The sequence below is a fragment of the Streptomyces sp. KL109B genome, from assembly GCF_030766935.1.
Taxonomy (GTDB): domain Bacteria; phylum Actinomycetota; class Actinomycetes; order Streptomycetales; family Streptomycetaceae; genus Streptomyces.
In genome coordinates this window covers 566954-593307 of record NZ_JASERL010000004.1, presented here as the reverse complement: position 1 = coordinate 593307, position 26354 = coordinate 566954, and the positions used below count along the sequence as shown (strand labels likewise).

Genomic DNA, 26354 nt, shown 5'->3' with positions numbered 1-26354 from the left:
ACCCGCCCTTTCGCGCCTTACGCTCGACTGACCCCCTTGGCCCATGGCCCATGTTCCACCCCGCATTCCGACCGCCAGCGCGGAGGTTGAAAGCTCTTATGAAGCTCACCGTCGTCGGCTGCTCGGGGTCGTTCCCGTCCGCGGATTCGGCCTGCTCGAGCTACCTCGTCGAGGCCGACGGCTACCGGCTGCTCCTCGACATGGGCAATGGCGCCCTGGGCGAGCTGCAGCGCCACTGTGGTCTCTACGACCTCGACGCGATCTTCCTCTCGCACCTGCACGCGGACCACTGCATCGACATGTGCGCGTACTTCGTCGTGCGCTACTACCGCCACGACGGCGGCAGGTGCGACCCCATGCCCGTCTACGGCCCCGAGGGCACCGAACAGCGCCTGACCACGGCGCACGCCGACACCCCATCGGCCTCCGCGTTCAGCGAGGTCTTCGACTTCCACACCGTGAAGCCGGGCTCGTACGAGATCGGGCCCTTCTCCGTCCGCATGGAGAAGGTCTGCCACCCGGTGGAGTCGTACGCGATCCGGGTCGAGCACGGCGGCCGCTCCCTGACGTACTCCGGGGACACCGGCCCGTGCGCCGCGCTCGACGAACTCGCCGAGGACAGCGACCTGTTCCTGTGCGAGGCCGCGTTCACGGACGGCAAGGAGAACATCCCGGCCCTGCACCTCAACGGCCGGGAGGCGGGGGAGTCGGCGCAGCGCGCGGGCGCCCGCAAGCTGATCCTGACCCACATCCCGCCGTGGACCGACCCGCAGGTCAACCTCGCGGACGCGCGCGCGGTCTTCGACGGCGCGGTGGATCTGGCCGCGCCGGGACGCACGTACGAGATCTGAACCGGACAGTCCGAACCGGACAGTCCGAACCGGACAGTCCGAACCGGACAGTCCGAACCGGACAGGCGAAGGCCCCCGGAACCATCGGGTTCCGGGGGCCTTCGCCATGCCGCTCAGCCGGTGAGGCTCACGCCTTCGTGAGGTCCTCGACCTCCTCCTCGGGCTCGCGGCCCGGGGTGGTGAGGTTGAACTTGGTGATCGCGAAGCGGAACACCACGTAATAGAGGGCCGCCATGACCAGGCCGATCGGGATGATCATCCATGGCTTGGTCGCGAGGTTCCAGTTCAGGGCGTAGTCGATGAAGCCCGCCGAGAAGTTGAAGCCGGCGTGCACGCCGAGGGCCCAGGTGACGGCCATGGAGATGGCGGTCAGGACGGCGTGCAGCACGTACAGGACCGGCGCGATGAACATGAACGTGAACTCGATCGGCTCGGTCACACCACAGACGAACGAGGTCAGCGCGAGCGAGACCATCATGCCCATCACGGCCTTGCGGCGCTCGGGGCGGGCGCAGTGGGCGATGGCGATGGCCGCGGCCGGCAGGCCGAACATCATGATCGGGAAGAAGCCGGACTGGTACATGCCGGCCGAGGGGTCGCCCGCGAGGAAGCGGGTGATGTCGCCGTGCACGACGGAGCCGTCGGGCTTGGTGTAGTCGCCGAGCTGGAACCAGGCCACCGTGTTGACGAACTGGTGCATGCCGATCGGGATCAGGCCGCGGTTGATCAGGCCGAACAGGGCCGCGCCACCGGCGCCGAGGCCGGTCATCCACTCGGCGAAGTGGGTGATGCCCTCGCCGATGGGCTCCCAGATCAGGCCGAAGAAGACGCCGACGACGATGCCGACGAAGGCCATGATGATCGGGACGAGCCGGCGCCCGTTGAAGAATCCGAGCCAGTCCACCAGCTTGGTGCGGTGGTACTTCTGCCAGAGCACGGCCGCAAGCAGACCCATGATGATGCCGCCGAGGACACCGGGGTCGTTATAGACGGCGGCGACGTCCTCGCCCTTCTTGATCACGGCCTCGTGCACCGGGAAGGCCTCAAGGACCTTTTGGTAGACGAGGAAACCGACGAGCGCGGCGAGCGCCGTCGAGCCATCGGACTTCTTGGCGAAGCCGATGGCGACGCCTATGCAGAACAGGATCGGCAGCTGCGTGGTGATCGCCGAACCGGCGTTGGCGAAGACCGTGGCGACGGTGCCCCAGTCCAGGCCGTCCTTGCCGAAGACGTCATCGGCGCCGAGCCGCACCATGATGCCGGCGGCCGGAAGCACCGCGATCGGCAACTGCAGGCTGCGGCCCACCTTTTGGAGGCCCTGGAAAAGGCCGGAACCCCGCTTCTTCGCGGGGGCCGCCGTAGCGCTGGCGGTGCTCATCAACTTCCTCCATGAAAAGCAGATGGTCTACACCACTCAGTGGTGTAGACCTGTTGTAGCACGGTGAAGGCGGGATAAGGAACCCTTGATTCCTGCCCCGATTTCCCACGAGGAAGGGCCCCGGGACCAGTTGGTCCGGGGCCCTTCGCCGTAGCGCCTGTGGCGGCGCCGAAAGTGTTATGCCTTGGTGATGTCCTCGACCTCCTCCTCGGGTTCGCGCCCCGGTGTCTTCAGGTCCCACTTCGTGATCGCGAACCGGAAGAGCACGTAATAGAGAGCGGCGAAGACGAGGCCGATCGGAATGATCATCCATGGCTTGGTGGCCAGGCCCCAGTTGATCACGTAGTCGATCAGACCCGCGGAGAAACTGAAGCCGTCCTTGACCCCCAGTGCCCAGGTCACCGCCATCGACACACCCGTGAGCACCGCGTGGATGCCGTACAGGACCGGCGCGATGAAGACGAAGGAATACTCGATCGGTTCGGTGATACCCGTGACGAACGAGGTCAGCGCCAGCGACATCATCATGCCGCCGACCGCCTTGCGCCGCGCGGGCCGCGCGCAGTGCACGATCGCCAGACAGGCGGCCGGCAGCGCGAACATCATGATCGGGAAGAAGCCCGACTGGTAGATGCCCGCGGTCGGGTCGCCGCTGAGGAACATGTTGATGTCGCCGTGCACCTCGGTGCCGTCGGGCTTGGTGTACGTACCGAACTGGAACCACAGCGGGGTGTTGAGGAACTGGTGCAGACCGATCACGAGCAGCGCGCGGTTGGCGACACCGAAGATGCCGGAACCGATGGCGCCCAGGGACTCCAGCCAGTTGGAGAAGGACTCCAGGCCGTTGCCGATCGGCGGCCAGATGAACAGGCACAGCACCGCGAAGACGATGCCGACGAACGCCATGATGATCGGGACGAGCCGGCGGCCGTTGAAGAAGCCGAGCCAGTCGACCAGCTTGGTGCGGTGGTAGCGGACCCAGAAGAACGAGGCCAGCAGCCCCATGATGATGCCGCCGAACACCCCTGGGTTCTGGTACGTGAAGGCCGCCACGGTGCCGTCCGCCGCCTGGCAGCCGGTGGCCACCGCCTTCGCGCCGCCCTCGCAGTCCTCCGGGAACTGGTGCAGCACACCGCGGTAGACGAGGAAGCCGGCCACGGCCGCGAGCGCCGTCGAACCGTCGGCCTTCTTCGCCATGCCGATCGCGACACCGATGCAGAACAGCAGCGGCAGGCCGATGTCGGCGTCGAGCAGGGCACCGCCCGCGCCTTTGAAGACGCTGGCGACATCCGGCCAGTTCAGGCCGTCGGGGCCGAAGACGTCGTCCTGGCCGAGACGGTTGACGATGCCGGCCGCGGGAAGCACGGCGATGGGCAGCTGCAGGCTGCGCCCCATCTTCTGGAGCCCCTGGAAGAAGTTCTTCCAGGGGCTCGGCCTCGGCGCGGCGGCAGCATTGGCGCTCATGGGCGTCCTCCCGGAACAAGCCACGTTGGGCGGGCGTTAGATACTCTGGCTACTGGTGTAGACCAGTTACGGGGACGGGTCGGTCCGTGCTCGTCATCTTTCGGCACGGGTGGGTTCACCGCTCGCGAAGATGGGCCAACCGTGGGTTACCGTGACAAAGCGGCCCAAAGGCGGGCCCGGAGAACACAGGGAGAACGAAATGGCCACGAAGGCTGAGAAGATCGTCGCCGGGCTCGGCGGGCTCGACAACATCGAAGAGGTCGAGGGCTGCATCACCCGCCTGCGCACCGAGGTCTCCGACCCGAGCCTGGTCGACGAGGCCGCGCTGAAGGCCGCCGGCGCCCACGGCGTCGTCAAGATGGGCACCGCGATCCAGGTCGTCATCGGCACCGACGCGGACCCCATCGCCGCCGACATCGAAGACATGATGTGAGCCGCTGAGGCCACTCGCCGAAGGCCCCCTCCCGCACGCGCGGGGCGGGGCCTTCGACGTACCCGATACGCTCGTGCCCATGTCTCGCATCGACGGTCGCACCCCCGAACAGCTCCGCCCGATCACCATCGAACGCGGCTGGAGCAAGCACGCCGAAGGCTCCGTCCTCGTCTCCTTCGGCGACACCAAGGTCTTCTGCACCGCCTCCTTCACCGAGGGCGTCCCGCGCTGGCGCAAGGGCAGCGGAGAGGGCTGGGTCACCGCCGAGTACTCGATGCTGCCGCGCTCCACGAACACCCGCGGCGACCGCGAGTCCGTGCGCGGCAAGATCGGCGGCCGCACCCACGAGATCAGCCGCCTGATCGGCCGCTCGCTGCGCGCCGTCATCGACTACAAGGCCCTCGGCGAGAACACCATCGTCCTCGACTGCGACGTCCTCCAGGCCGACGGCGGTACGCGGACGGCCGCGATCACCGGCGCGTACGTGGCGCTCGCGGACGCGGTCGCGTGGGCCCAGGGCAAGAAGATCATCAAGGCCGGGCGCAAGCCGCTGACCGGTTCCGTCGCCGCCGTCTCCGTCGGCATCATCGACGGCGTCCCGATGCTCGACCTCCCGTACGAGGAGGACGTGCGCGCCGACACCGACATGAACGTCGTCTGCACCGGCGACGGCCGCTTCGTCGAGGTGCAGGGCACGGCGGAGGCCGAGCCGTTCGCGCGCGACGAGCTCAACGCGCTGCTCGACCTGGCGGTTTCGGGCTGCGACGAGCTGGCCGCGATTCAGCGGAAGGCGCTGGAGGGGACCCTTTGAGGGCCTGTGAGTAGTTCCCGGCATCCGCGCCTCGCGAGCACCGAGGCGGCGGTGCGGGCGGTGCGCGAGCGTTCGTCGTGGCCGATCCGGACGGCACGCTGCCGCACGAGGCGTTCGTCGACCTCGGCGGCACCCCGGCCGTGTCCGTGCGGCTCTTCCCGGAGGACGACGCGAGGATCACCGTCGAGGGCAAGGAACTGATCCTGCGCGGGACGCTCAGCCCCTGGCTGGCCAGGAGCACCAGGTAAAGAAATCCCCAAGTAGGGTGGCGGTGCTCAGCAACCGCACAGCCATCGACTGCGTCACTACGGGTGGATGGACGGCGTCGTACGTCATCAACTGCCGTCCGCCCGTCCGTACTTCAGGGGAGGACCCTTCCATGCCCGCGCGCCACCGCCGTATCGCCATACTCGCCGCCACCGCGGCACTCGTCGCGATCCCGGCCACCGTCGGCTGCTCGGCCGTCGACAAGGCACTCGACTGTGCCCGCACCGCCGACTCCATCTCCGACAGCGTGATCGACCTCCAGCAGGCCGTGGAGAACGCGTCCAACGACCCGACGCAGGCCGACGAGGCGCTCGACAAGATCGACAAGAACCTCGACAGCATCGGCGACAAGACCGACAACGCGGATGTCTCGAAGTCCGTCGACGACCTCAACAAGGCCGTGGACAACGTCCGTACGTCGATCAAGAACGGGGACGAGACGCCGGACGTCTCCCCGGTGACGGACGCGGCGGGCGAGCTGACGAAGGTGTGCACGTCGTCGTAAGGGGTGCCCACCGACCTGGGACACTGGAGGCATGACCCGCCTCATCCTCGCCACCCGTAACAACGGCAAGATCGTCGAACTCCGCTCCATCCTCGCCGACGCCGGCCTGCCCCACGAGCTGGTCGGCGCCGACGCGTACCCCGAGGTGCCGGACGTGCGGGAGACCGGCGTCACCTTCGCCGAGAACGCGCTCCTCAAGGCGCACGCCCTCGCCCAAGCCACCGGGCTTCCGGCCGTCGCCGACGACTCCGGGCTCTGCGTCGACGTGCTCGGGGGCGCGCCCGGGATCTTCTCCGCGCGGTGGGCCGGCAAGCACGGGAACGACCAGGCGAACCTGGACCTGTTGCTGGCGCAGCTCGGCGACATCGACGCCGACGAGCACCGGGGCGCGCACTTCGCGTGCGCGGCGGCGCTCGCGTTGCCGGACGGGACGGAGCGGGTGGTCGAGGGCCGGCTGCGGGGGGTGCTCACGCACGCGCCGGCGGGCTCGAACGGGTTCGGGTACGACCCGATCCTGCGGGTGGAGGGCGATACGCGTACGTGTGCCGAGCTCACGGCCGCCGAGAAGAACGCGATCTCCCACCGTGGCAAGGCCTTCCGCGCCCTGGTCCCGGTGGTCAAGGAACTCTTGAGCTGAGCCCTTGCCCCCGTGGCGGCCGACCGCCCCACGCCACGGGGCTCCGCCCCGGACCCCGCTGCTCAATCGCCGCAGGGGCTCTATATGGCGTCAACCATCGCCCCGGTCGAGCCCGCGCCGCTCCTCCCTCCGCTCCAGCTTCTCCCGGCGGCGCTCCTCCTTGAGGCGCTGCTTCTCGGCGCGGGAGACCTTGCGGTCGACTCCGACGCCGCCCCAGAACGCGAACCCGGTGATCACCACCCGTGGCGCGCCCACATCACCCGGCACGCCCTCCTCGCTGTGGTCGAAGCCGCCCATGATGCCGATGCCGCGGACGACGACCTCCACGCCGGGCGGCACGATCACGTTCATCCCGCCCATCAGCGCGACGCAGTTGATCACGATCTCGGGCGCCTCGAAGTCCGCCTCGCGCAGATCGATCTCGCCGCCGCCCCAGAACGCGAAACAGTTGAACCGCCGCGGCGCCGTCCACCGCCCCTTGCGCTGGAACCCGGACATGATCCCGACGCCCCACGTGGAAGTCGCCTCGCCCCGGATCCGCGACCCCCAGTCGACGGCCCCCTCGGGCAGCGGCTCCTTCACCAGACTCGTCGCCGCCGCCGCGCCACCCGCCCCGACCGGCAGATCCTTCGTCAGCGGCGCCAACTCCCCGTACGTACGCGCCTGATACACCGCGTCGAGCCGCTCGTTGAACTCCTCCATGTCGAGCCGCCCCTCCGCGAGGGCGTCCCGCAGCCGCCCGGCGGCCAGCTCGCGGTCGGCATCGGACGCGCGCAGTTCGGGGCTGGCGGCGGAGGGCGTTGGGCGGTCGGATTCATCCGTCATGGCAGTCAGCGTACGAAGGACTGGCGTCAGGGCGCTACGGACGTGTCCCTCGCATACATTCGCGCGATCACCGCCTCGATGTCCGGCTCGCGCACCGACAGGTCGACCATCGGATACCGCTCCGCGATCCGCGCCACGAGCGGCGCCGCCGACCGCCCCGCCGGGAACGCCAGCCACTGCCGCGCCCCCTCCACCTTCACGACACGGGTGAACTCGATGTCCAGGGGCGGGAGTTCGCGTTCGAGGTCGACGACCAGGGTGCGTTCGGCCGGGTCGCCCCCGGTGCTCGCCTCGTGCAGCCCTTCCAGTTCGCCGTCGTACATCAGCCGCCCGTGGTCGATGACCATCACGCGGCGGCACAGCTGCTCGATGTCGGTCAGGTCGTGCGTGGCGAGGAGGACCGTCGTGCCGCGCTCGGTGTTCAAGTCCCGCAGGAAGCCGCGGACCTTGACCTTCGAGACGACGTCGAGGCCGATCGTCGGCTCGTCCAGGTACAGCACCTCGGGGTCGTGCAGCAGCGCCGCCGCGATGTCCCCGCGCATCCGCTGTCCAAGCGACAGCTGCCGCACCGGCGCGTCCAACAGGTCGCCCAGGTCGAGGAGTTCGACGCACCGCTCCAGGTTCTCCGCGTATCTGCGCTCCTCGATGCGGTACATCCGCCGCATCAGCCGGTACGAGTCGATCAGCGGCAGGTCCCACCACAGCGTCGTGCGCTGGCCGAAGACGACGCCCATGCGCTGCGCCAGGCGGGCCCGTTCGCGGGACGGATCGATGCCCGCCACCCGTACGCGGCCCGCGCTCGGCGTCAGGATGCCCGTCAGCATCTTGATCGTCGTCGACTTCCCGGCGCCGTTCGGGCCGATGTAGCCGACCATCTCGCCGCGCCGCACCGCGAAGCTCAGCGAGTCCACGGCCCGCACCTCGCGCCGCTCCCGCCGCATGAAGCCCGTCTTCCGGCGTACGTCGAAGACCTTCTCGACGTCGTCGAGACGGATGAACTCCTCGGCTGCGGACGTCACATCGATCAACTCCCCGTGCTGCGATACGTACGAAGCGCCGCCCGCCACGCGAACAGCGCGAGGGCCAGACAGGCCGCCGCCACCAGCGGCGGCGCGAGCGCCGCCCACCGCGGCAGGTCGAGCGGGTAGGGGCGGCCCAGGATGTAGAGGCCGGGCAGCCAGTTCACGAAGGCGAGCGGGAGGACGAAGGTGACGCCGCGCAGCAGCGTGTCGCCGAAGACGGTGGGCGGATAGCTGAGCATGGCGTTGCCGCCGAACGTCGCCGCGTTCTGCACCTCGGAGGCGTCCTGCGCCACGATCTGGAAGGCCGCGCCCGCGATGAAGACGGCCGTGAAGATGGCGGCTCCGCTGACCACAAGGGCCGGGACGAGCAGCACCTTCAGCGGCGTCCACGCCACATCGATCACCGTCAGGCCCCAGCCAAGCACCACCACGCCCTGCGTCACCCGCCCCAGCCTGCGCAGCGCGAACCGGTCCGCCGCGACCTGCGCGAGCACCGGCGCGGGACGCACCAGGAACGTGTCGAGCGTGCCGTCCCGCACCCGCTGACCGAGCCGCCCCACCGAACCGAACGCCAGGTCCGCGAGCCCGAAGGACGTGCCCGCCGCCCCGTACAGGAAGGCGATCTCGGGCAGCCCGTACCCGCCGAGCCGGTCCACCTGCGAGAACATCAGCAGGATCCCGACGAACTCCAGGCCGGTCACGGCGAAGTTCCCGAAGGCCGTCATCAGGAACGACGCCCGGTACGTCATCGTGGACCGGATCCACATGCCGCCGACGAGCCGGTACGTCCGCACCGCGTCCCCGAGCACGCCCGCGCCCCGCACGCCCGCGCCCCGCTCAGCCACCCTGCACCACCACCCTCCGCGTCGCGACGGACTGCAACAGCCGCCCCGCCCCGAGCAGCGCCACCGCCCACGCCCCCTGGAACAGCAGCGCCCCCGCCGCGCCCCGCTGACCGAGCAGCACGTCCGCCGGCACCTGGACCATCGTCGACCACGGCATCGCGCGGGCGAACTCGCCGAAGGCGCCCGGGAACACGTTCAGCGGCAGCAGCATCCCGGACAGGAACGTCGACACGAGCCCCGACATCTGCACCACCCCGCTGCCGTCCATCAGCCAGAAGGCGGACAGCGCCACCAGATAGCGGATCGCGAAACTGACCGCCGCGCCCGCGACCAGGGTCAGCAGGAACGCCACCCATCTCAACGGCTCGCCGGGCAGCGCAAGTTGGAAGACGAGCGCCCCGATCGTCATCGGCACGACGCCGCGCCCCAGGAACTGGAAGGCGGCCCGCCCGAGGTCCTGCGCCAGCCACCAGCACTGCAGATCCACCGGCCGGTACAGGTCGATCGCGATGTCCCCGCTGCGGATCCGCTCCATGAGGTCCGCCTCGAAGCCGCCACCCAACTGGAGCACCATCACCGCGAACATCGCCTGACCGACCCACACGAACGTGAGCGCCTGCGCCTGGTCGTACCCGCCCAGATGCGGCCGCTCGTCCCACAGCGCGATGTACGTACAGGCGATGATCAGGCCGAACACCGTGTTGGTGAAGACACCGGCGAGGGTCGCGCCGCGATACGTCGCGTACCGGCGAAAGCCCCCGGCGGCCACCGCCGCGTACAGCCGCACCGCTCCCACGGCTCTCCCCCTCGCGAAATGGGCCGAAGCGCAGGAGCCTAGTGAGCCCGCGCGTCGCCTGCCACGGATTTTCGGCCCCGTGTAGCAGTCTTAGAGGTCATATGTGTCATACGAGGCGTACGTGACGTACGAAGCGGATCAGGAGTTCCACAGGACATGAGCAGCGACGAGCCGCAACAGCCCGAGCAGCCGCGACAGGAACCCGCACCCACCCCTACCGACGGCTCCCACCAGGCCGAGCCCGAGTCCGAGGCCCAGGCCGATGGCAAGGGCAAGCGCCCCAAGCGCACCGGCTGGCGGCGCCTCGTACCCACCTGGCGGATGGTGCTCGGCGGGTTCATCGGCTTCATCCTGCTGTGCGTCGGCCTGTTCGCGCTCGGCTACGTCCTCGTGGACATCCCGGCCGCCAACTCGGCGGCGACCGCGCAGAGCAATGTGTACCTGTACGCCGACGGCAGCACCATCGCCCGCGACGGCGACGTCAACCGGGAGAACGTGAGCCTCACCCAGGTCCCCAAGTCGGTGCAGCACGCCGTGCTCGCCGCCGAGGACCGGGACTTCTACTCCGAGTCCGCGGTCGACCCGCAGGCCCTGCTGCGCGCCGCCTGGTCCACGCTCACCGGCAAGGGCACCCAGGGCGGCTCGACGATCACCCAGCAGTACGTGAAGAACTATTACCTGGACCAGGAGCAGACCGTCACCCGGAAGGTGAAGGAGTTCTTCATCTCCATCAAGCTGGACCGCGAGAAGTCCAAGGACGACATCCTGGAGGGCTACCTCAACACCAGCTACTTCGGGCGCAACGCGTACGGCATCCAGGCCGCCGCCCAGGCCTACTACGGCGAGGACGTCCAGGACCTGTCGACCGCTCAGGGCGCCTATCTCGCCGCCCTGGTGAACGCCCCCAGCGCGTACGACGTGACCGCGCACCCGGAGAACAAGTCGAAGGCCGTGGCCCGCTGGAACTACGTGCTCGACGGCATGGTCAAGGAGGACTGGCTCGACGAGTCCGACCGCCAGAACATGAAGTTCCCGATGCCCGACCAGGCGAAGGCGCCATCCGGTCTGTCCGGGCAGCGCGGCTACCTCGTGCAGGCCGTGAAGGACTACATCACCGACAACAAGATCCTCGACGAGGACACCCTCAGGGGCGGCGGCTACCGCATCACCACCACGCTCCAGAAGAAGAAACAGAACGCCTTCAAGAAGGCAGTCGACGACCAGTTGATGTCGAAACTCGACAAGAACGCCCGCGACATCGACAAGAACGTCCGCGCGGGCGGCGCCGCCATCGACCCGTCCAACGGCAAGGTGCGCGCCATGTACGGCGGCGTCGACTACACCAAGCAGTACGTCAACAACGCCACGCGCCGCGACTACCAGGTCGGCTCCACGTTCAAGCCGTTCGTCTTCACGTCGGCCGTCGAGAACGACTCGAAGACCCAGGACGGCCGCCGCATCACCCCCAGCACCATCTACGACGGCACCAACAAGCGCCCCGTACAGGGCTGGGACGGCGGCCACTACGCCCCCGCCAACGAGGACGACAAGTCCTACGGCAACATCACGGTCAGCGAGGCCACCGACAAGTCCGTCAACGCGGTGTACGCGCAGATGGCCGTCGACGTCGGCTCCGACAAGGTCAAGCGGACCGCCGTCGACCTCGGCATCCCCTCCAACACCCCGGACCTGACCGCCTCCCCGTCGATCGCGCTCGGCCCCTCCACCGCCTCCGTCCTCGACATGACCGAGGCCTACGCGACCCTCGCCAACCACGGCGAGCACGGCACGTACACGCTCCTCGACTCCGTCACCAAGAACGGCGAGGACGTCACGCTGCCCGAGAACGAGACCCGGCAGGCCGTCCCCCGCGAGGCCGCCGACACCACGACCTCGATCCTCAAGTCGGTCGTCGACGGCGGCACCGGCACCGCCGCCAAGGCCGCCGGCCGCCCCGCCGCCGGCAAGACCGGCACCGCGGAGGAGGACAAGGCGGCCTGGTTCGCGGGCTACACCCCGGAGCTCGTGACCGTCGTCTCGGTCATGGGCCAGGACCCGGACTCCGGGGCGCAGACCTCGCTGTACGGGGCGACGGGCCTGCCCCGCATCAACGGCGGCGGCTATCCGGCGCAGATCTGGGCCCAGTTCACGCAGGGCGCGCTGTCCGGCACCCCGGCCAAGGACTTCGACCTGGAACTCCAGGACGGCGCCGAACAGGAACCGCTGCCCACGACGACGGAGTCCGAGTCCGCTTCCGAGTCACCGAGCGAGTCCCCCTCGGACTCCGCCTCCGCGACCCCCTCCGACGAGGAGTCGCCCAGCGAGGAGCCGAGCAGCGAGACGCCGCCGACCGAGGAACCGACGGACGGGCAACCGACCACGGAAGAACCCGGCACCGGCGGCCAGAACGGGGGCCAGGACGGCGGCACCGATCTGAACCCGCTGCCGGACGGCCAATAAGTCCGACAGGTCAGAGAAAAGGGCTGGTGACCACGGTCACCAGCCCTTGCGCGTACGAACAGTCGGCTACAGATACCGCTCGGCTACAGATACCGGTCGGCTACAGATACAGCCCCGTCGAGTCCTCGGACCCCTCGAACCGGTCGGCCGCCACCGCGTGCAGATCCCGCTCGCGCATCAGCACGTACGGCACACCCCGCACCTCGACCTCCGCCCGGTCCTCCGGGTCGAACAGCACCCGGTCGCCCGGCTCCACCGCCCGTACGTTCTGACCGACCGCCACGACCTCGGCCCAGGCAAGGCGCTTGCCCACGGCGGCCGTCGCGGGAATCAGGATGCCGCCACCGCTGCGCCGCTCGCCCTCCGCGGAGTCCTGCCGCACGAGCACACGGTCGTGCAGCATCCGGATGGGCAGCTTGTCGTCGTGGTGGGTGCTGGGCTTATCGGGATTGACGCTCACGCCGACGAACTTACCTGCCCCACGCGCCGTTGTACGCCGCCGGGTCAGCGCTTGCGCCGCCGCGAGCCCACCGCGAGGAGGCCGACGACCCCGACCACGACGAGCGTCACCGGCACGATCCGCTCCAGGCGCGGCGCGCCCTCCTCCGACACCAGCTGCCCCTTCACCTCGGACACCAGCCGGTTCGCCCCGACGTACGCCCGCCCGAGAGTGTGGTCGACCTGCGAGGCGACCTTGGCCTTCGCGTCGCCGACGATCGTCTTCGGGTGCACCCGGACACCGATCTCGTCGAGCGTCTCGGCCAAGGTGTCGCGGCGGCGCTTAATGTCCGCCTCGATCTGGGCCGGCGTCCGCGTATCCGGGGTATCCGACGTGCTGGACTTGTCCGACACCGCGCTGCCTCCAAGGTCGCTGCTCGCACTGCGTGTGAGTAACTGCGTATGAGTAATGGACAGTCTGTCAGCTCGCCGCCCGCCACACCCCTCGGCACCCCCATTACGCTCAACCGAGTCCCACTCGGCACGACGCCCCAGGAGGCCCCCCCATGAGCGAGCGACTGCAGCCCGGCGACACCGCGCCCGCCTTCACCCTGCCCGACGCCGACGGCAACGAGGTCTCCCTCGCCGACCACAAGGGCCGCAAGACGATCGTCTACTTCTACCCGGCCGCCCTCACCCCCGGCTGCACCAAGCAGGCCTGCGACTTCACCGACAACCTCGACGTACTCGCCGAGGCCGGCTACGACGTCATCGGCGTATCGCCCGACAAGCCCGAGAAGCTCGCCAAGTTCCGCGAGAAGGAGGGACTGAAGGTCACGCTGGTAGGGGACCCGTCCAAGGAAGTCCTCGAGGCCTACGGCGCCTTCGGCGAGAAGAAGCTCTACGGGAAGGTCGTCACCGGAGTCATCCGCTCCACCGTCGTCGTGGACGAGGACGGAAAGGTCGAGCGCGCCCTCTACAACGTGAAGGCGACCGGCCATGTGGCGAAGATCATCAAGGATCTCGGCATCTGAGAATTCCCGCATCTTCTGGGGGTGTCCCGCGTGCGAAAGTTCGGGCATTGACGGAAGTTAAGGACGAAAGGTTGTGACGAAAGTCCCGAAAGCTAGGGACTTTCGTTTGCAACTAACGTCCGCGAGCAGGTGGAACCTGGAAACGCTTTGCAGTCAGAGAAGGGATCCACCCCATGGCCACCGAAACCGAGGAAGGGCTGGTGCCCGACCCGGAGGCGGTCAAGCGTCACCGCGCCTTGTTCCGCGCCGTGAGGCGGCGCAAGAACCCGCCGCTGCGCCGCACCGACATCACCGTCACCGACGACACCGCGGTGAAGCGCGCGGTGAAGGCGGCATCGCTCGGTAACGCCATGGAGTGGTTCGACTTCGGTATCTACTCCTACCTGGCCGTGACCATCGGACACGTCTTCTTCCCCTCCGGGAACGACACGGTCCAGCTGATCTCCTCGTTCGCGACCTTCGCGGTCTCGTTCCTCGTGCGGCCGATCGGCGGCATGGTCTTCGGCCCCATGGGCGACAAGCTGGGCCGCAAGAAGGTCCTCGCCATGACCATGATCCTCATGGCCATCGGCACCTTCGCGATCGGCCTGATCCCGTCCTACGACTCGATCGGCTTCTGGGCCCCGGTCCTGCTGATCCTCTTCCGCCTCATCCAGGGCTTCTCCACGGGCGGTGAGTACGGCGGCGCCTCCACCTTCATCGCCGAGTACGCGCCCGACAAGAAGCGCGGGTTCTTCGGCAGCTTCCTGGAGTTCGGCACCCTCGCCGGTTACGTCGGCGCCGCCGGCCTGGTCGTGATCCTGACCTCCGCGCTCGGCAGCGACGGCATGGAGTCCTGGGGCTGGCGCATCCCGTTCCTCGTGGCGGGCCCCATCGGCCTCGTCGGCCTCTACCTCCGACTGCGCCTCGACGAGACCCCGGCCTTCCAGAAGCTGGAGGACGAGTCCTCGCACCGCGCGACCGACGCCGCCTCCTCCGTGGAGACCACCGCCAAGGGCGACCTGGCCAAGATCTTCCGCGACTACTGGCCGACCCTGATCCTCTGCATCTGCCTCGTCGGCGCCTACAACATCACCGACTACATGCTCCTCTCGTACATGCCGACGTACCTGTCGGACGAGATGGGCTACTCGGAGACGCACGGCCTGCTGATCCTGATCATCACCATGATCGTCCTGATGTGCCTGATCAACCAGGTCGGCAAGCTCTCCGACCGCTTCGGCCGCAAGCCGCTGCTGATGGCCGGCATGATCGGCTTCTTCATCACCTCGATCCCCTCCTTCCTCCTGGTGAAGAACGGCGCCCTGTGGGCCGTCTCGCTCGGCATGCTGCTGCTCGGCCTCTCCCTGGTCTGCCTCCTCGGCACCATGTCGGCGGCCCTCCCGGCGCTCTTCCCGACCCAGGTCCGCTACGGCTCCCTCTCGGTCGGCTACAACCTCTCGGCCTCGATCTTCGGCGGCACGACCCCGCTGGTCATCACCGCCCTGATCGGCCTGACCGGCTCCGACATGATGCCCGCCTACTACTCGATGGCCGCGGCCCTCGTCGGCGTCATCGCGGTCGCCTGCATGAAGGAGACCGCCCAGAAGCCCCTGGCCGGCTCCCCGCCCTCGGTGGAGACGGACGAGGAGGCCGCCGAAATGGTCGAATCCCAGGCACCTACGCCGAAGTTCTGACCCCCACTTCCCGTTCCCGGCACCGGATCGGACCGTTTCGCACTTCGTGCGTGACGGTCCGATTTTCGTTTCGTTGCTCTGTACGAGAAGGGGAACGGGCGGGCGAAAGGGAGGGGGCCTCATGGGTGGCAGGCAGCGGTACACGCGGGAGCTGCTGGAGAAGGCGGCTCGGAGCGCGGGGTCGTGGGACGAGGCGGTGCGGTTCTGTGGGGGTGACCCGACCCCGGGCCGTCGGGCCTACCTCCAGAAACGTATGGCCGAGGAAGGGATCGACATGTCGCACGTTCCTCGGCACTGGTCACGGCACACCGAGGAAACACTGCGCCGGGTCGTCGCGGAGTCCAGCAACTTCAAGGATGTTGTACGGCGCCTGGGTGTCAGCGCGGTGGGCGGCAACCAGGCTCACATCAGTCGACGGATCAAGGCGATCGGGATCGACACTTCGCACTTCGTGCGGCCGGAGCAGCGGCCGAAGGGAGCTCTCGGCAATCCGCTCATCCTGCGCTCCCCAGAGGATGGCCGGGTTCCGGGGAGTCGCCTCCGGCGGGAGCTGCTGCGTCTCGGTGTACCCGAGCAATGCTCAATGTGCGGGACCGGCACGCAGTGGAACAACCGGCCCCTTCCGCTGGAGGTCGATCACATCAATGGCGATTGGTGGGACAACAGGCGCGAGAACCTCCGCCTGCTCTGCCCCAACTGCCATTCCGTGACGGACACATACCGAGGCCGCAAGGGGAGTTCGGTATGAGCAAGTATCCGAAGAAGCTCCTGGAGCGGACCGCGCCCGTCTCCAACAGCCTGGTCGATCTCATGCGCCGGGTCGGCGCGCCGATGGGCAGCGGCCCCCGTCGTTACCTGAGTGACCGGCTCGCTCACTATGGCATCGACACGTCCCACTTCCAGGACGAGCCGTTGCCCGAACGACCGAAGCGGTCGTACTCGAAGGAGATCCTGGCCGAAGCCGCCGCCTGCTCCACCAGCGTCCGCGAGATGTTCGTCCACATGGGGATTCCACCGGAGGACGGGCCGTACGGGCTGGTGAACGCCAAGCTGGAGAGGTTCGGGATCGACACCGGTCACTTCACGTGGCGTCGCGGCAGGGCGGGGCAAAGCCTCTTCCCGGAAGCAGAGCTCACGCAAGCCGTCGCCGAAGCCAATGGACTGGCCGACGTACTGCGCCGCCTCGGGCTTTCACCCGCGAATGGGGCGGCCCGCGCCAGGGCGAAGCGCAGCATCGACGAATACGGGCTGTCGACAGAACACTTCGTCGGGCAGGGCCACCGGGCCGGAGTCCCGTCTCCCACACGCAAGAGCGCCGACGAGATCCTGGTGTGCCACGAATCCGGGGCGCAGCGCGCCCGTACGCGCACGCTGCGCCGGGCGCTCGACGAGATCGGTACACCACGCGCGTGTGCCGAATGTGGCCAGGGTGAGCTGTGGCAGGGGAAGCGGCTGGTCCTGGAGGTCGACCACATCAATGCAGACCCGCTGGACAACCGGCGGGAGAACCTGCGGTATCTGTGCCCGAACTGCCATGCGTCCACCAATACCTGGTGCCGTGGTCGGGACCGGGCCCGGTAGCATGACGGCCGGGCGGCGGTGGCGCAATGGCGACGCAGCAGACTTAGGATCTGTGGCCCTTGATCGGGCTTGAGGGTTCGAATCCCTTCCGCCGCACGGCGAGTGCGTGGCCTGCGTTTCGACATCCGAAACGCAGGCCACTCTGCTTTTGTCGCCGATTGAGCGGGAGCCCGACCTGGCTGCGACTGAGTGTTACAGCTCCGCCCCCGTCGATCCCCGCAACGACGACAGGTCCAACGTCTCCGCCATCTTGCGGTAGCCCGCGTCGCTGGGGTGGAGGTGGTCGCCGGAGTCGTACTGGTCGAGGAGGCGGCGGGGGTTGTACGGGTCGCGCAGGGCGCGGTCGAAGTCGACGTAGCTGTCGAAGACCTGGCCGGCGCGGATCTGCTGGTTCACGGACTGGCGGACCGCTTCCAGGTTCGGGCGGTAGCCGGGGTGGCCCTGGAACGGCATGAGCGTCGCGCCGACCACCCGCAGGCCGCGCGCGTGCGACTGGCGGACCATTTCCTTCAGGCCGTCGACGATCTTCGTGGCGTTGGTCTGTTGCGGCGTACGCAGGATGTCGTTGATGCCGAGGTCGATGATCACGGCGCGGACCCCGGAGCGGCTGAGCGCGTCCCGCTCGAAGCGGGAGAGGCCGCTCGGGTTGTTGGCGGGGCGGCCGAAGCCGTCGGCCAGTATCCGGTTGCCGCTGATGCCCTGGTTCACGACGCCGTAGCGCGGGGCACCCGACTCGGTGCGCAGCCGCTCGGCGAGGATGTCCGTCCACCGGCGGTTGGCGCCCATCGTGGAGGTGATGCCGTCCGTGAGGGAGTCGCCGAGGACGACGACGGTGCCCTGCGCCTCGTTGCTGAGCACGTCGAGCGAGGTCAGGTAGCGCCAGTACGGGCTCTGCTGGTTGTAGAGCGTGCCGCTGGGCTCCTCGGTGCGGTCGCCCCGGGCGACGTACGACATCTGGCGGGCCTGCGGGTGGTACGTGACCGGTCCCGAAGGCGTCGGCGAGTACGTCGTGACCAGCATGTCCGAGTCGCTCGGCACGGTGATCCGCAGCGCGTCGCTGACGGCCTGCTGGCCGGGCTGGATGACGACCGAGGGGTTCCCGGAGAACGTCAGGCGCCGCATCGTGTCGGACAGCGCCGTCGGATTGTTCGGCGCCGAGGCCACGGCGATCGAGGCGTGCGTGATGCGCAGCGGCGACTGGCCGTAGAGGTTCGAGAGGGTGATGCGCGCGGCGTTGCCGCCGACGCTGGTGTGCACGATGTTGCGGATGGAGTGGCCGAAGAATCCATTCGTCTCCGTGCCGGGCTCCCCGCCGGCGGGAGACGCGGACCAGGTGCCGGCCCAGGTACCGGTGGATGCGGGGTCGGCGGAGCCGCGCGAGTGCGTGCCGCTCGCCTGAAGGTTGTCGTCGTCGCCGCCGAGGACTCCGGAGAATCCCACGTAGATGGCGGCCGAGATCATCACGACGACCGCGACGAGCGCGGTCAACAAGGCATAACCGTGACGCTTGGTCATGCGGTGTGTGTCTCCTCGGGCAGGGGGAGCCCGAGGCTCCGGTGTGATGAACCCATGATGCGGCATGGGATGGGACCGTCAAACAAGGGGGCCGACGCTGCCCCCCTCCGGACAGGTAGACGCCGGGAACCTTTGGTTCGTTCCGGGAGTAGGTCAAGAAGGGACAATGTGTGAGGCGGATGACAGTCGACGTCAGGTCGATGGCAGTCGGGCCGATGACCGAGGTGGAGTGGGCTGAGTGGACGGCGACGTGAAGCGCGGGGCGCGGGGGACGCAGGGCCCGGCGGACAAAGCGGTTGAAGCGGTTGAACCAGACACGGGGCAGTCTTCCCGCGCCGCCCCCGACCAATCCCGCCCCACCCCCAACCCCAACCCCACCCCCGCCGCCCGCCGCTCCGCCACCGAGTTCACCGCGGCCGACGAGGAGAAGCGGCGCGGCGTGCGCCGGATGAAGCTGACGGCGACCGGTCTTCTGGTCCTCGTCGCGCTCGTCTACGTACTCGCCACCTGGGCGGAGCACGCGGGCGCGGGCGCCTGGGCCGGATACGTCGCGGCAGCGGCGGAGGCCGGCATGGTGGGCGCGCTCGCCGACTGGTTCGCGGTCACCGCCCTCTTCCGCCACCCGCTCGGCCTGCGCATTCCGCACACGGCGATCATCCCCACCAAGAAGGACCAGCTGGGCGTCTCCCTCGGCGAATTCGTCGGCGAGAACTTCCTGTCAGGCGATGTCGTACGGGGCCGGCTGCGCGCCGTCGGCATCGGCAGCCGCCTCGGTTCCTGGCTCGCCCAGCCCGAACACGCCGATCGGGTGACGGCGGAGCTCGCGACGGCCCTGCGGGGCGCCCTGACCGTGCTGCGCGACTCCGACGTGCAGGCGATCGTCGGCGAGGCCATCACGCGCCGTGCCGACAAGGCGGAGATCGCGCCGGGCCTCGGCAAGATGCTGGAGAAGGTGGTGGCCGACGGCGGCCACAAGCGCATCGTCGACCTGGTCTGCGCCCGCGCCCACGACTGGCTGGTGCTGCACTCGGACTCGGTGATGGACGCGGTGCAGGGCGGCGCCCCCGGCTGGACCCCTCGCTTCGTCGACAAACGAGTGGGCGAGCGCGTCTACAAGGAACTCCTCCGCTTCGTCACCGAGATGCGCGACATGCCCGAGCACCCCGCGCGCGGCGCCCTCGACCGCTTCCTCACGGACTTCGCGGCCGACCTCCAGTCCGACTCCGACACCCGGGACCGTATCGAGCGCCTGAAGTCGGAGATCCTCGGCCGCTCGGAGGTGCAGGACATCATCGCCTCCGCGTGGGCCGCGGTCCGCGGAATGATCGTGGCGGCGGCCGAGGACGAGCAGAGCGAACTGCGCCTGCGCGTGCGGGCCTCCCTCCTCTCCCTCGGCCACCGGATGTCCTCCGAGCCGGACGTCCGCAACAAGGTGGACGGCTGGGTGGAGGGCGCCGCGGTCTACGTCGTCACGACGTACCGCGCCGAGATCACCTCCCTCATCACCGACACGGTCGCCGGCTGGGACGCCGAGCACACGACCCGCAAGATCGAGGCCCACATCGGCCGCGACCTGCAGTTCATCCGGATCAACGGCACGGTGGTCGGTTCCCTGGCGGGTCTGGTGATCTATACGGTGTCGCGGGCGTTCGGAGCGTAGACCTCCGGCCGCCCCACCACGGGGACGGAACCACCGCGCCCGATGACGAGCGCCAGCAGCGCCGCCACCGCGCACAGCACGCCCGCCCCCACCCACACCAGGTCGTACGCCCCGAACACGTCCCGGACGACACCTCCCACGTACGCCACCGACCCCGCCCCCACCTGGTGCGCGGCGCTCACCCAGCCGAAGACGAAGGGGGCGCCGGAGCCGAAGTGGGCGCGGCACAGCGCGATCGTCGGCGGCACGGTCGCGACGTCGAGCAGCCCGAACGCGACGGTGAACGCGACGAGCGGCGGATTCACGCTCGCGCTCAGCAGCAGAGGAAGTACGAGAAGAGACGCGCCACGCAGCGCGTAGTACGCGGCCAGCAACCGGCGCGGATCGTACCGGTCGGTCGCCCACCCGGACCCGACCGTCCCGGCGACGTTGAAGATCCCGATGAGCGAGAGCAGCGAGGCGGCGACGGTCGGCGGCATCCCGTGGTCGTGCGCGGCGGGCGCGAAGTGCGTCCACATGACGCCGTTGGTGGAGGCGCCGCAGACGGCGAAGGTGCCGGCGAGCAGCCAAAAGGGGCCGCTGCGGAGGAAGTTGAGGCCCAGGCGGGGACTGTTCCGGCTGCGCGGAGCGGCACGCGGATCCCGCACGGCCGCGTACACGAGCGGCAGCGCACCCCCCGCCGCGCACGCGAGCCCGTACGCGGCGGCCCGCCACCCCCACTCGCCGATCACCCACGAAAGGACCGGCAGAAACACGAACTGCCCCACCACGCTCGCCGCCGTCAGAATCCCGGCGACGAGCCCGCGCCGCGCCACGAACCACCGCTCGGTGACGGTGGCGGCGAAGGTGGTGGCGGTGGCCCCGGTCCCGACCCCGACCAACACGCCCCAGTACAGGGCGAATTGCCAGGGCGCGGTCATGGTGGTGGCGAGGGCGGTGCCGGTGGCGATGAGGCCGAGCGCGCCGCTCGCGACCCACCGCATCCCGATCCGGTCCATGAGGGCGGCGGCGAGCGGGGCGGTGGCGCCGTACACGACCATGTTCACGAGCGAGCCGAACCCGATGTCCGCCCGCGACCACCCCAACTCCTCGTGCAGCGGCCCGACGAGCAGCCCCGCGAGCGTGCTGAAGCTTCCGGCGACGACGATGGCGAGGGCGGCGCCGGCGGCGACGATCCACTTTCTTTGCCTGGGGTTGGGGTCCATGGGTACGAGCCTGTGCCGGGAGGGGGCGGCGGCACGACTGGCCAGATGGTCACGGTGTGAAAGAATCTGGCCATGACCAGTGCTGCTGTGCGACGTGCTCGGGGCAGTGCGAAGTCGGCGGTGGCGGTCCTGGTCCGGGACGGTGTCCTGCCCATGGAGCTGGGCCTGGTCCACCAGCTGTTCGGCACGGCCCGCGACCCGGCCACGGGCGAGCGCCTCTATGAGGTGCGGACCTGCGCGCCCCGTCCCGGCCGCATCCGCACGGACGCCGACTTCCCGATCTACGCGGAGCACGGCCTGGAGGCGGTGGAGACGGCGCGGACGGTCCTGGTGCCGGCTTCGCACGAACTGGACGAGGAGCTCCAACCAGGTGCGTTGGAAGGGGAGTTGAAGAGCGTGCTGGCGGCCTCGGCGACCCGCGGCCGCGTGGCGTCCATCTGCACCGGATCGTTCGTCCTGGCCGCGGCCGGCCTGCTCGACGGCCGCCGCGCGACGACCCACTGGATGTCCTCGGACCGCTTCGCGCACACCTTCCCGTCGGTGACGGTCGACGCGGACGTCCTCTACGTGGACGAGGGCCGGGTGCTGACCTCGGCGGGGGAGGCGGCGGGCATCGACCTGTGCCTGCACATGATCCGCGAGGATTTCGGTTCGGCGGTGGCGGCGGAGGTGGCGCGCCGCACCGTGGTGCCGCCGTACCGGGAGGGCGGCCAGGCGCAGTACATCCAGCGGCCGGTGCCGGTGGAGGAGACGGGGCTGACGTCGACGTCGGCTTCACGGGAGTGGGCCCTGCGGCGACTGTCGGAGCCCCTCACGCTCACGCAGTTGGCGGCCCGCGACTCCATGTCCATCCGTACGTACAACCGCCGCTTCCGCGAGGAGACCGGCCTGACGCCGATGACCTGGCTGAACCGCCAACGCGTCGACCGCGCCCGGGAGTTGCTGGAACAGACGGACCACACGGTGGACCGGGTGGCGGCGGAGACCGGCTTCGGCTCCGGAACGTCGCTGCGGCAGCACTTCCAGGCGGTGTTCGGGGTGTCGCCGGGGGCGTACCGCTCGACGTTCAGGGGGCGGTGAGGCGACGATGAGCGACATGGCAGCGACCGAGGACACGCACACGCACATCCGCCGGGCCGTCCCGAACGTAGAGGTGTCGGGGGAGACGGGCGCCATGGCGGCGAACCGCGACTTCTACGGCGCGCTCGGCTTCCGCGAGGCGATGAACATGGGCTGGATCATGACCCTGGTCTCCCCCTCCGACCCCACCGCCCAGATCCAGTTCTTCACGCACGAGGCGACGGGCCCGGTGGTGCCGGACATCAGCGTGGAGGTGGACGACGTCGACGCCGCGTACGCGGCGATGCGCGCGGCGGGCGCCGAGATCGTCCACGACCTGCGGGACGAGGAGTGGGGCGTGCGCCGCTTCTTCGTACGGGACCCGCAGGGGAAAGTGGTGAACGTACTGACGCACGTCCCTACCGGTACCGATTAGGCGCGGCGGTCCACGAGGACGTACGACGCGGCGGCCACGGCCCCGGCGACGCCGAACACGGCGGGCCAGGCCCCCACCTTCTTGGCGAGCGGGTGCGAGGCGCCGAAGGCCGCGACGTACGCACCGGTCAGCGCCCCCGCGACCTTCCCGCCCCGCGCCTTCGTCCACTGCGTCGCGGCGGCGGCCCCGGCCACGGCCAGCACGGCCCCGCCCAGCGGCCGCTTCTTGGTGAACCGGGCGGTGGCGTAACCCCCGACGAGCCCGGCGGCGGCTATCGGGGCGGTGGGGAGGGCGCGGGTGCTGGCGCTGGCCATGGGGTGAACCTCCGGGGTCGTAGGGCGTGCCGTGGGGGCGTCTCTTTTGTGAGGTTACGCCCGGGGGCGCGGGCGCGGCCCTCGGGGGTTCGGGTTCGGGTTCGGGTTCGGGTTCGGTGAGGGGCGCGCCCGCGTGCGAGGGGGTGGCTCAGGGGCGGCTCAGCCGAACTGACCCGGCTGGTAGGAACCGGCGGGCACCTGCGCGATGACGTTCAGGCGGTTGTAACTGTTGATGATCGCGACCTGCGCGACGAGCGCGGTGAGCTGCTCCTCGTCGTAGTGCTTCGCGGCGTTCGCCCACACCTCGTCCGGTACGCCACCGGCCCCGTCGGCGATCCGCGTCCCCTGCTCGGCCAGCTCCAGCGCGGCCCGCTCGGCGTCGGTGAACACGGTGGCATCGCGCCAGGCCGCGACCAGGTTCAGCCGCTGCTGGGTCTCGCCGGCGTGCGCGGCGTCCTTGGTGTGCATGTCGGTGCAGAACCCGCACCCGTTGATCTGGCTGGCGCGAATCTTCACGAGCTCCCGGGTGGCGGCCGGGAGGGAGGAGTCGGCGACGGCCTTCTCGGCGGAGTTGAGGTACTTGACGACCTTCCCGGCGAGCGGGCTGGTGAAGGGGTTGAGGCGCGCTTCCATGGTGGGCTCCTGTGTCCGGCCCTTGGGGGCCTTCTTGGCGGCTACCTACGTGCTACGTAGATGTGACGGAGCGCGGGGCGGGGGTGTGACGCGGAGGGGTGTGGTGTGGGCCACATCGTGGATGGAGGGTGGGGGAGGGGGGTGAGGGGGGCTGTGACCCCTTTCTCCAGCCAATCTGGGGAAAGGGGTCACAGTCCCGTACGCACACAGTTATGGACCGGATACGAAGGGTGAGTGTGTGGCGGGAAGGGGCATGAGTCAGGGGTGACTACTCAAGTGACCACTCGCACCTCGCCATCCGCCCCCGCCCTGGCCCGCACCCAACTCGCCCGCGCCCAGGACCAACTCCTCACGCGCGAACAGCTGTTGGCGCTCGGCTGCGCCGACTCGACGATCAGCTACCGCACCCGCCGCGACGGCCCCTGGCAGCGCATCCTGCGCCACGTCTACCTCCTCCAGACGGGCCCGCCCACCCCACGCCAACGCCTGCGCGCGGCGCTGCTGTACGGGGGTGAGCACGCCCTGCTGACCGGCCACGCGGCGCTGACGCTGCACAACTTCCGCGCGGCGCCGCGCCCGGAGCGCCTGCGTTACGTCGACGTACTCGTGCCGTACGAGGGTGCGGACGCGGCGCGGCGGGCGTCGGGTTACGTGCGGGTGCACCGCACGCGCCGGGTGCCGGAGGTGTGGCCGGTGGCGGGGCTGCGGTGCGCGGAGCCGGGGCGGGCGGTGGCGGACGCGGTGCGCGACCTGGCGTGCGAACGTGATGTGACGGCGTTGCTGGCGGAGGCGGTGCAGCAGGGCTTCTGCGCGCCGGAGGCCCTGCTGTCCGAACTCCGCGCGTCACGCCGCCACTTGGCGCCGTACGTGGCACGGTCCGCGGACCACCTGACGGCGGGCGTCCACTCGGCCCTGGAGGCGGACGCGCGCGCCCTGCTCCACCGCTACGGCCTCCCGGAACCCCTGTGGAACCCGGACCTCCACGACCCGTCGACCGGCACCTTCCTGGCCCGCCCGGACGCGTACTGGCCGGCGCACGGCGTGGCCCTGGAAGTCGACTCCCGCGCCTACCACTTCGACGTCGAGTCCTGGCAGCGCACCCTCGCCCAGCGCAATCGCTTGGCGCGGGCGGGGTTGCGGGTGGTGGCGGTGACGGGGGAGGACTTGCGGGCCCGTCCCGGGACGGTGGCCGATCACATCCGCGCCACGCTCACGTCGTGCCTGGGCGCCCCGGTCCCGGCTCTGCTCCTCAACAACTCTCCGTCTACGAGGGGGAGTCGTGCCGCATCTGCCCGGGGCGGCGGGGCCGGTCGGAGGCCCGAAGGGCGTGCAGGAAGGCGGCCCAGGGGTGGGGGGCGAAGGGGATGACGGGGCCGGTGGCGTGCTTGGAGTCGCGTATCGCTATCCCCTCGGCGACGGGGCAGGCTTCCACGCACTCGGTTGTATTGGCGCCGCTGTACGACGACTTGAACCACTGCCGAGCCGCTGGAAGCGCGGGCCCACCTTGCATTACAGCTCCTTGCGTACGTCCTGGATCATGGAAGCGGATGCCTCCATGTCCAACGCTTGTGCGCGAAGGTATTCGAACGCAAGCCGGTAACGTGCGAGTTCCTCTTCCTTTTCCAGGAAGAGTGAGCCGGTGTGGATATCCACGTACACGACGTCGAGAGACGGCTCCGCGGCGCCCAGGATCACGAAACTCCCCAGCGCGGCCCCGTGCGCTCCCTTGGCGAACGGCAGGATCTGCAGCGTGATGTTCGCCGATTCGCTGGCTTCGAGCAGCCGGGTGAGCTGGGCCTTCATGACCGCAGGTGAGCCGACGACGCGACGGATCACCGACTCATCCAGGACGGCCCAAAGGTGCGGTGGAGACGGACGGTTGAGAATGTCCTGCCGCTTCATGCGGATGTCCACGAGGCGTTCGATCTCGGGCTGGGCGAGCCGTACTTCGTTGGCCTTTTGGAGGGCCGTGCTGTACTCGCGGGTCTGGAGCAGCCCGGGGACGTAGACGGAACAGAAGTGATCCTCGCGCACCGCCTCATCCTCAAGCGTGAGCAGCATGTTCATGCTCTCCGGGATGGAGTCGGTGAAGGAGCTCCACCAACCTTGCTGCTTCGCGTCCTTGGCGAGCGCGACAACTGCTGTGCGCTCGGCGTCCGTTGCGTCGTACTCCCGGCACAGCGCCTCCACCACCAGCCACTTCACAGGCCCGGCCTGGGTTTCGTACCGACTGACCGTCGCTTTTGATACGCCGACCAGATTCCCGGCCTCCTCAAGGGTGAGCCCCTTGCGGGCGCGCAGCTTCCGCATCATCGCGCCGAGCTGACGGCGGCGTGTGGTGGTCCGGACGGACATGGGTTTCCTCCCCGTACAGGCCCGGGGGTCCCCGGAGATCCTGATCAGGCTAGGTGCGGCGGGAGTTGGCGTACCAGTAGATTCACTCGATGGGTTCTCGTGAGAAGTTACACAGTGAGACTTCTCTGTGCCATGCTCGTGAGTGCACCGCTAC

Annotated in this window: 29 protein-coding genes and 1 tRNA gene; 16 read left to right on the top strand and 14 right to left on the bottom strand. The window is 69.3% G+C overall.

The features are described from left to right. The first annotated feature begins 98 nt into the window (after positions 1-98). Positions 99-851, top strand: coding sequence for an MBL fold metallo-hydrolase (locus tag RBJ65_RS17290; RefSeq protein ID WP_306322343.1), 753 nt, complete (start codon positions 99-101; stop codon positions 849-851). A 127-nt stretch (positions 852-978) separates the two neighbouring features. On the opposite strand, the gene RBJ65_RS17285 is transcribed toward RBJ65_RS17290, so the two are convergent. Together RBJ65_RS17285 and RBJ65_RS17280 are read right to left on the bottom strand one after the other, a co-directional pair. Further along, entirely contained in the window at positions 979-2229 is a 1251-nt protein-coding gene (locus RBJ65_RS17285; protein WP_306322342.1) for a PTS transporter subunit EIIC, read from the bottom strand. A gap of 177 nt (positions 2230-2406) precedes the next feature. Beyond that, positions 2407-3693 carry a PTS transporter subunit EIIC gene (locus RBJ65_RS17280; RefSeq protein ID WP_306322341.1) on the bottom strand — a complete coding sequence of 429 codons (1287 nt, stop codon included), beginning with the start codon at positions 3691-3693 and terminating at the stop codon, positions 2407-2409. Between the two features lie 199 nt (positions 3694-3892). On the opposite strand from RBJ65_RS17280, the gene RBJ65_RS17275 reads away from it, so the two are divergent. From RBJ65_RS17275 to rdgB, 5 genes are all read left to right on the top strand, one after another. Next, positions 3893-4126 carry a PTS glucose/sucrose transporter subunit IIB gene (locus tag RBJ65_RS17275; protein WP_306322340.1) on the top strand — a complete coding sequence of 78 codons (234 nt, stop codon included), beginning with the start codon at positions 3893-3895 and terminating at the stop codon, positions 4124-4126. Positions 4127-4205: 79 nt separating this feature from the next. Then, positions 4206-4937: a ribonuclease PH gene (gene rph / locus RBJ65_RS17270; protein ID WP_306322339.1), complete on the top strand. Its 732-nt coding sequence runs from the start codon at positions 4206-4208 to the stop codon at positions 4935-4937. A gap of 77 nt (positions 4938-5014) precedes the next feature. Then, positions 5015-5185 (top strand): hypothetical protein, encoded by a 171-nt coding sequence (locus RBJ65_RS17265; protein ID WP_306322338.1) that lies wholly within the window; start codon positions 5015-5017, stop codon positions 5183-5185. Positions 5186-5316: 131 nt separating this feature from the next. Next, positions 5317-5709, top strand: coding sequence for a hypothetical protein (locus tag RBJ65_RS17260; protein ID WP_306322337.1), 393 nt, complete (start codon positions 5317-5319; stop codon positions 5707-5709). A 31-nt stretch (positions 5710-5740) separates the two neighbouring features. Further along, entirely contained in the window at positions 5741-6346 is a 606-nt protein-coding gene (gene rdgB / locus RBJ65_RS17255; RefSeq protein WP_306322336.1) for an RdgB/HAM1 family non-canonical purine NTP pyrophosphatase, read from the top strand. 90 nt (positions 6347-6436) lie between these two features. On the opposite strand, the gene RBJ65_RS17250 is transcribed toward rdgB, so the two are convergent. From RBJ65_RS17250 to RBJ65_RS17235, 4 genes are all read right to left on the bottom strand, one after another. Continuing rightward, positions 6437-7171, bottom strand: coding sequence for a DUF1707 domain-containing protein (locus RBJ65_RS17250; protein ID WP_306322335.1), 735 nt, complete (start codon positions 7169-7171; stop codon positions 6437-6439). A 26-nt stretch (positions 7172-7197) separates the two neighbouring features. Continuing rightward, positions 7198-8190 carry an ATP-binding cassette domain-containing protein gene (locus tag RBJ65_RS17245; RefSeq protein WP_306322334.1) on the bottom strand — a complete coding sequence of 331 codons (993 nt, stop codon included), beginning with the start codon at positions 8188-8190 and terminating at the stop codon, positions 7198-7200. Between the two features lie 5 nt (positions 8191-8195). Further along, on the bottom strand, positions 8196-8960 hold the full coding sequence (locus RBJ65_RS17240) for an ABC transporter permease (RefSeq protein ID WP_306322409.1): 765 nt from the start codon (positions 8958-8960) through the stop codon (positions 8196-8198). Between the two features lie 70 nt (positions 8961-9030). Then, positions 9031-9825, bottom strand: coding sequence for an ABC-2 family transporter protein (locus tag RBJ65_RS17235; RefSeq protein WP_306322408.1), 795 nt, complete (start codon positions 9823-9825; stop codon positions 9031-9033). Between the two features lie 165 nt (positions 9826-9990). On the opposite strand from RBJ65_RS17235, the gene RBJ65_RS17230 reads away from it, so the two are divergent. Then, positions 9991-12294: a transglycosylase domain-containing protein gene (locus tag RBJ65_RS17230; protein ID WP_306322333.1), complete on the top strand. Its 2304-nt coding sequence runs from the start codon at positions 9991-9993 to the stop codon at positions 12292-12294. Between the two features lie 100 nt (positions 12295-12394). Here the strand turns inward: RBJ65_RS17230 and RBJ65_RS17225 are convergent, their stop codons facing one another. Together RBJ65_RS17225 and RBJ65_RS17220 are read right to left on the bottom strand one after the other, a co-directional pair. Next, positions 12395-12697: a co-chaperone GroES gene (locus tag RBJ65_RS17225; protein WP_306322407.1), complete on the bottom strand. Its 303-nt coding sequence runs from the start codon at positions 12695-12697 to the stop codon at positions 12395-12397. A gap of 101 nt (positions 12698-12798) precedes the next feature. After that, a complete protein-coding gene (locus RBJ65_RS17220) occupies positions 12799-13146 on the bottom strand; it encodes a DUF3618 domain-containing protein (protein ID WP_306322332.1) in 348 nt (115 codons plus the stop codon). A gap of 152 nt (positions 13147-13298) precedes the next feature. Between RBJ65_RS17220 and bcp the strand changes: the two genes are divergently transcribed. From bcp to RBJ65_RS17195, 5 genes are all read left to right on the top strand, one after another. Next, positions 13299-13766, top strand: a complete 468-nt coding sequence (bcp, locus tag RBJ65_RS17215; RefSeq protein ID WP_306322331.1) for a thioredoxin-dependent thiol peroxidase — start codon at positions 13299-13301, stop codon at positions 13764-13766. 173 nt (positions 13767-13939) lie between these two features. Next, positions 13940-15442 carry a glycine betaine/L-proline transporter ProP gene (gene proP / locus RBJ65_RS17210; protein WP_306322330.1) on the top strand — a complete coding sequence of 501 codons (1503 nt, stop codon included), beginning with the start codon at positions 13940-13942 and terminating at the stop codon, positions 15440-15442. A 121-nt stretch (positions 15443-15563) separates the two neighbouring features. Further along, complete coding sequence (locus tag RBJ65_RS17205; protein WP_306322329.1) at positions 15564-16190, top strand: HNH endonuclease signature motif containing protein; 627 nt, start codon at positions 15564-15566, stop codon at positions 16188-16190. Next, the gene (locus RBJ65_RS17200) at positions 16187-17023 is read left to right on the top strand and encodes an HNH endonuclease signature motif containing protein (RefSeq protein WP_306322328.1); all 837 of its coding nucleotides are present in this window, start codon (positions 16187-16189) and stop codon (positions 17021-17023) included. Before RBJ65_RS17205 ends, RBJ65_RS17200 begins: the two co-directional genes overlap by 4 nt. 12 nt (positions 17024-17035) lie before the next feature. Continuing rightward, positions 17036-17119, top strand: a tRNA-Leu gene (locus RBJ65_RS17195). Positions 17120-17215: 96 nt separating this feature from the next. Here the strand turns inward: RBJ65_RS17195 and RBJ65_RS17190 are convergent. Further along, positions 17216-18538, bottom strand: coding sequence for an SGNH/GDSL hydrolase family protein (locus tag RBJ65_RS17190; RefSeq protein WP_306322327.1), 1323 nt, complete (start codon positions 18536-18538; stop codon positions 17216-17218). 238 nt (positions 18539-18776) lie between these two features. On the opposite strand from RBJ65_RS17190, the gene RBJ65_RS17185 reads away from it, so the two are divergent. Next, complete coding sequence (locus tag RBJ65_RS17185; RefSeq protein ID WP_306322326.1) at positions 18777-20198, top strand: DUF445 domain-containing protein; 1422 nt, start codon at positions 18777-18779, stop codon at positions 20196-20198. Here RBJ65_RS17185 and RBJ65_RS17180 read toward each other — a convergent pair. Next, positions 20168-21403 carry an MFS transporter gene (locus RBJ65_RS17180; protein WP_306322325.1) on the bottom strand — a complete coding sequence of 412 codons (1236 nt, stop codon included), beginning with the start codon at positions 21401-21403 and terminating at the stop codon, positions 20168-20170. The genes RBJ65_RS17185 and RBJ65_RS17180 overlap by 31 nt on opposite strands. Positions 21404-21475: 72 nt before the next feature. Between RBJ65_RS17180 and RBJ65_RS17175 the strand changes: the two genes are divergently transcribed. Both RBJ65_RS17175 and RBJ65_RS17170 read left to right on the top strand, forming a co-directional pair. Continuing rightward, positions 21476-22483: a GlxA family transcriptional regulator gene (locus RBJ65_RS17175; RefSeq protein ID WP_306322324.1), complete on the top strand. Its 1008-nt coding sequence runs from the start codon at positions 21476-21478 to the stop codon at positions 22481-22483. Between the two features lie 16 nt (positions 22484-22499). Continuing rightward, complete coding sequence (locus RBJ65_RS17170) at positions 22500-22898, top strand: VOC family protein (RefSeq protein WP_306322323.1); 399 nt, start codon at positions 22500-22502, stop codon at positions 22896-22898. On the opposite strand, the gene RBJ65_RS17165 is transcribed toward RBJ65_RS17170, so the two are convergent. Both RBJ65_RS17165 and RBJ65_RS17160 read right to left on the bottom strand, forming a co-directional pair. Then, positions 22895-23212 (bottom strand): hypothetical protein, encoded by a 318-nt coding sequence (locus RBJ65_RS17165; RefSeq protein WP_306322322.1) that lies wholly within the window; start codon positions 23210-23212, stop codon positions 22895-22897. The genes RBJ65_RS17170 and RBJ65_RS17165 overlap by 4 nt on opposite strands. Before the next feature lie 159 nt (positions 23213-23371). Next, complete coding sequence (locus RBJ65_RS17160) at positions 23372-23845, bottom strand: carboxymuconolactone decarboxylase family protein (RefSeq protein ID WP_306322321.1); 474 nt, start codon at positions 23843-23845, stop codon at positions 23372-23374. A gap of 276 nt (positions 23846-24121) precedes the next feature. Between RBJ65_RS17160 and RBJ65_RS17155 the strand changes: the two genes are divergently transcribed. Beyond that, positions 24122-25213: a hypothetical protein gene (locus RBJ65_RS17155; RefSeq protein WP_306322320.1), complete on the top strand. Its 1092-nt coding sequence runs from the start codon at positions 24122-24124 to the stop codon at positions 25211-25213. Here RBJ65_RS17155 and RBJ65_RS17150 read toward each other — a convergent pair. Then, positions 25110-25355, bottom strand: coding sequence for a DUF397 domain-containing protein (locus tag RBJ65_RS17150; RefSeq protein ID WP_306322319.1), 246 nt, complete (start codon positions 25353-25355; stop codon positions 25110-25112). The genes RBJ65_RS17155 and RBJ65_RS17150 overlap by 104 nt on opposite strands. Continuing rightward, positions 25355-26200 carry a helix-turn-helix transcriptional regulator gene (locus RBJ65_RS17145; RefSeq protein ID WP_306322318.1) on the bottom strand — a complete coding sequence of 282 codons (846 nt, stop codon included), beginning with the start codon at positions 26198-26200 and terminating at the stop codon, positions 25355-25357. The genes RBJ65_RS17150 and RBJ65_RS17145 overlap by 1 nt, the downstream gene beginning before the upstream one ends. Between the last annotated feature and the right edge of the window lie 154 nt (positions 26201-26354).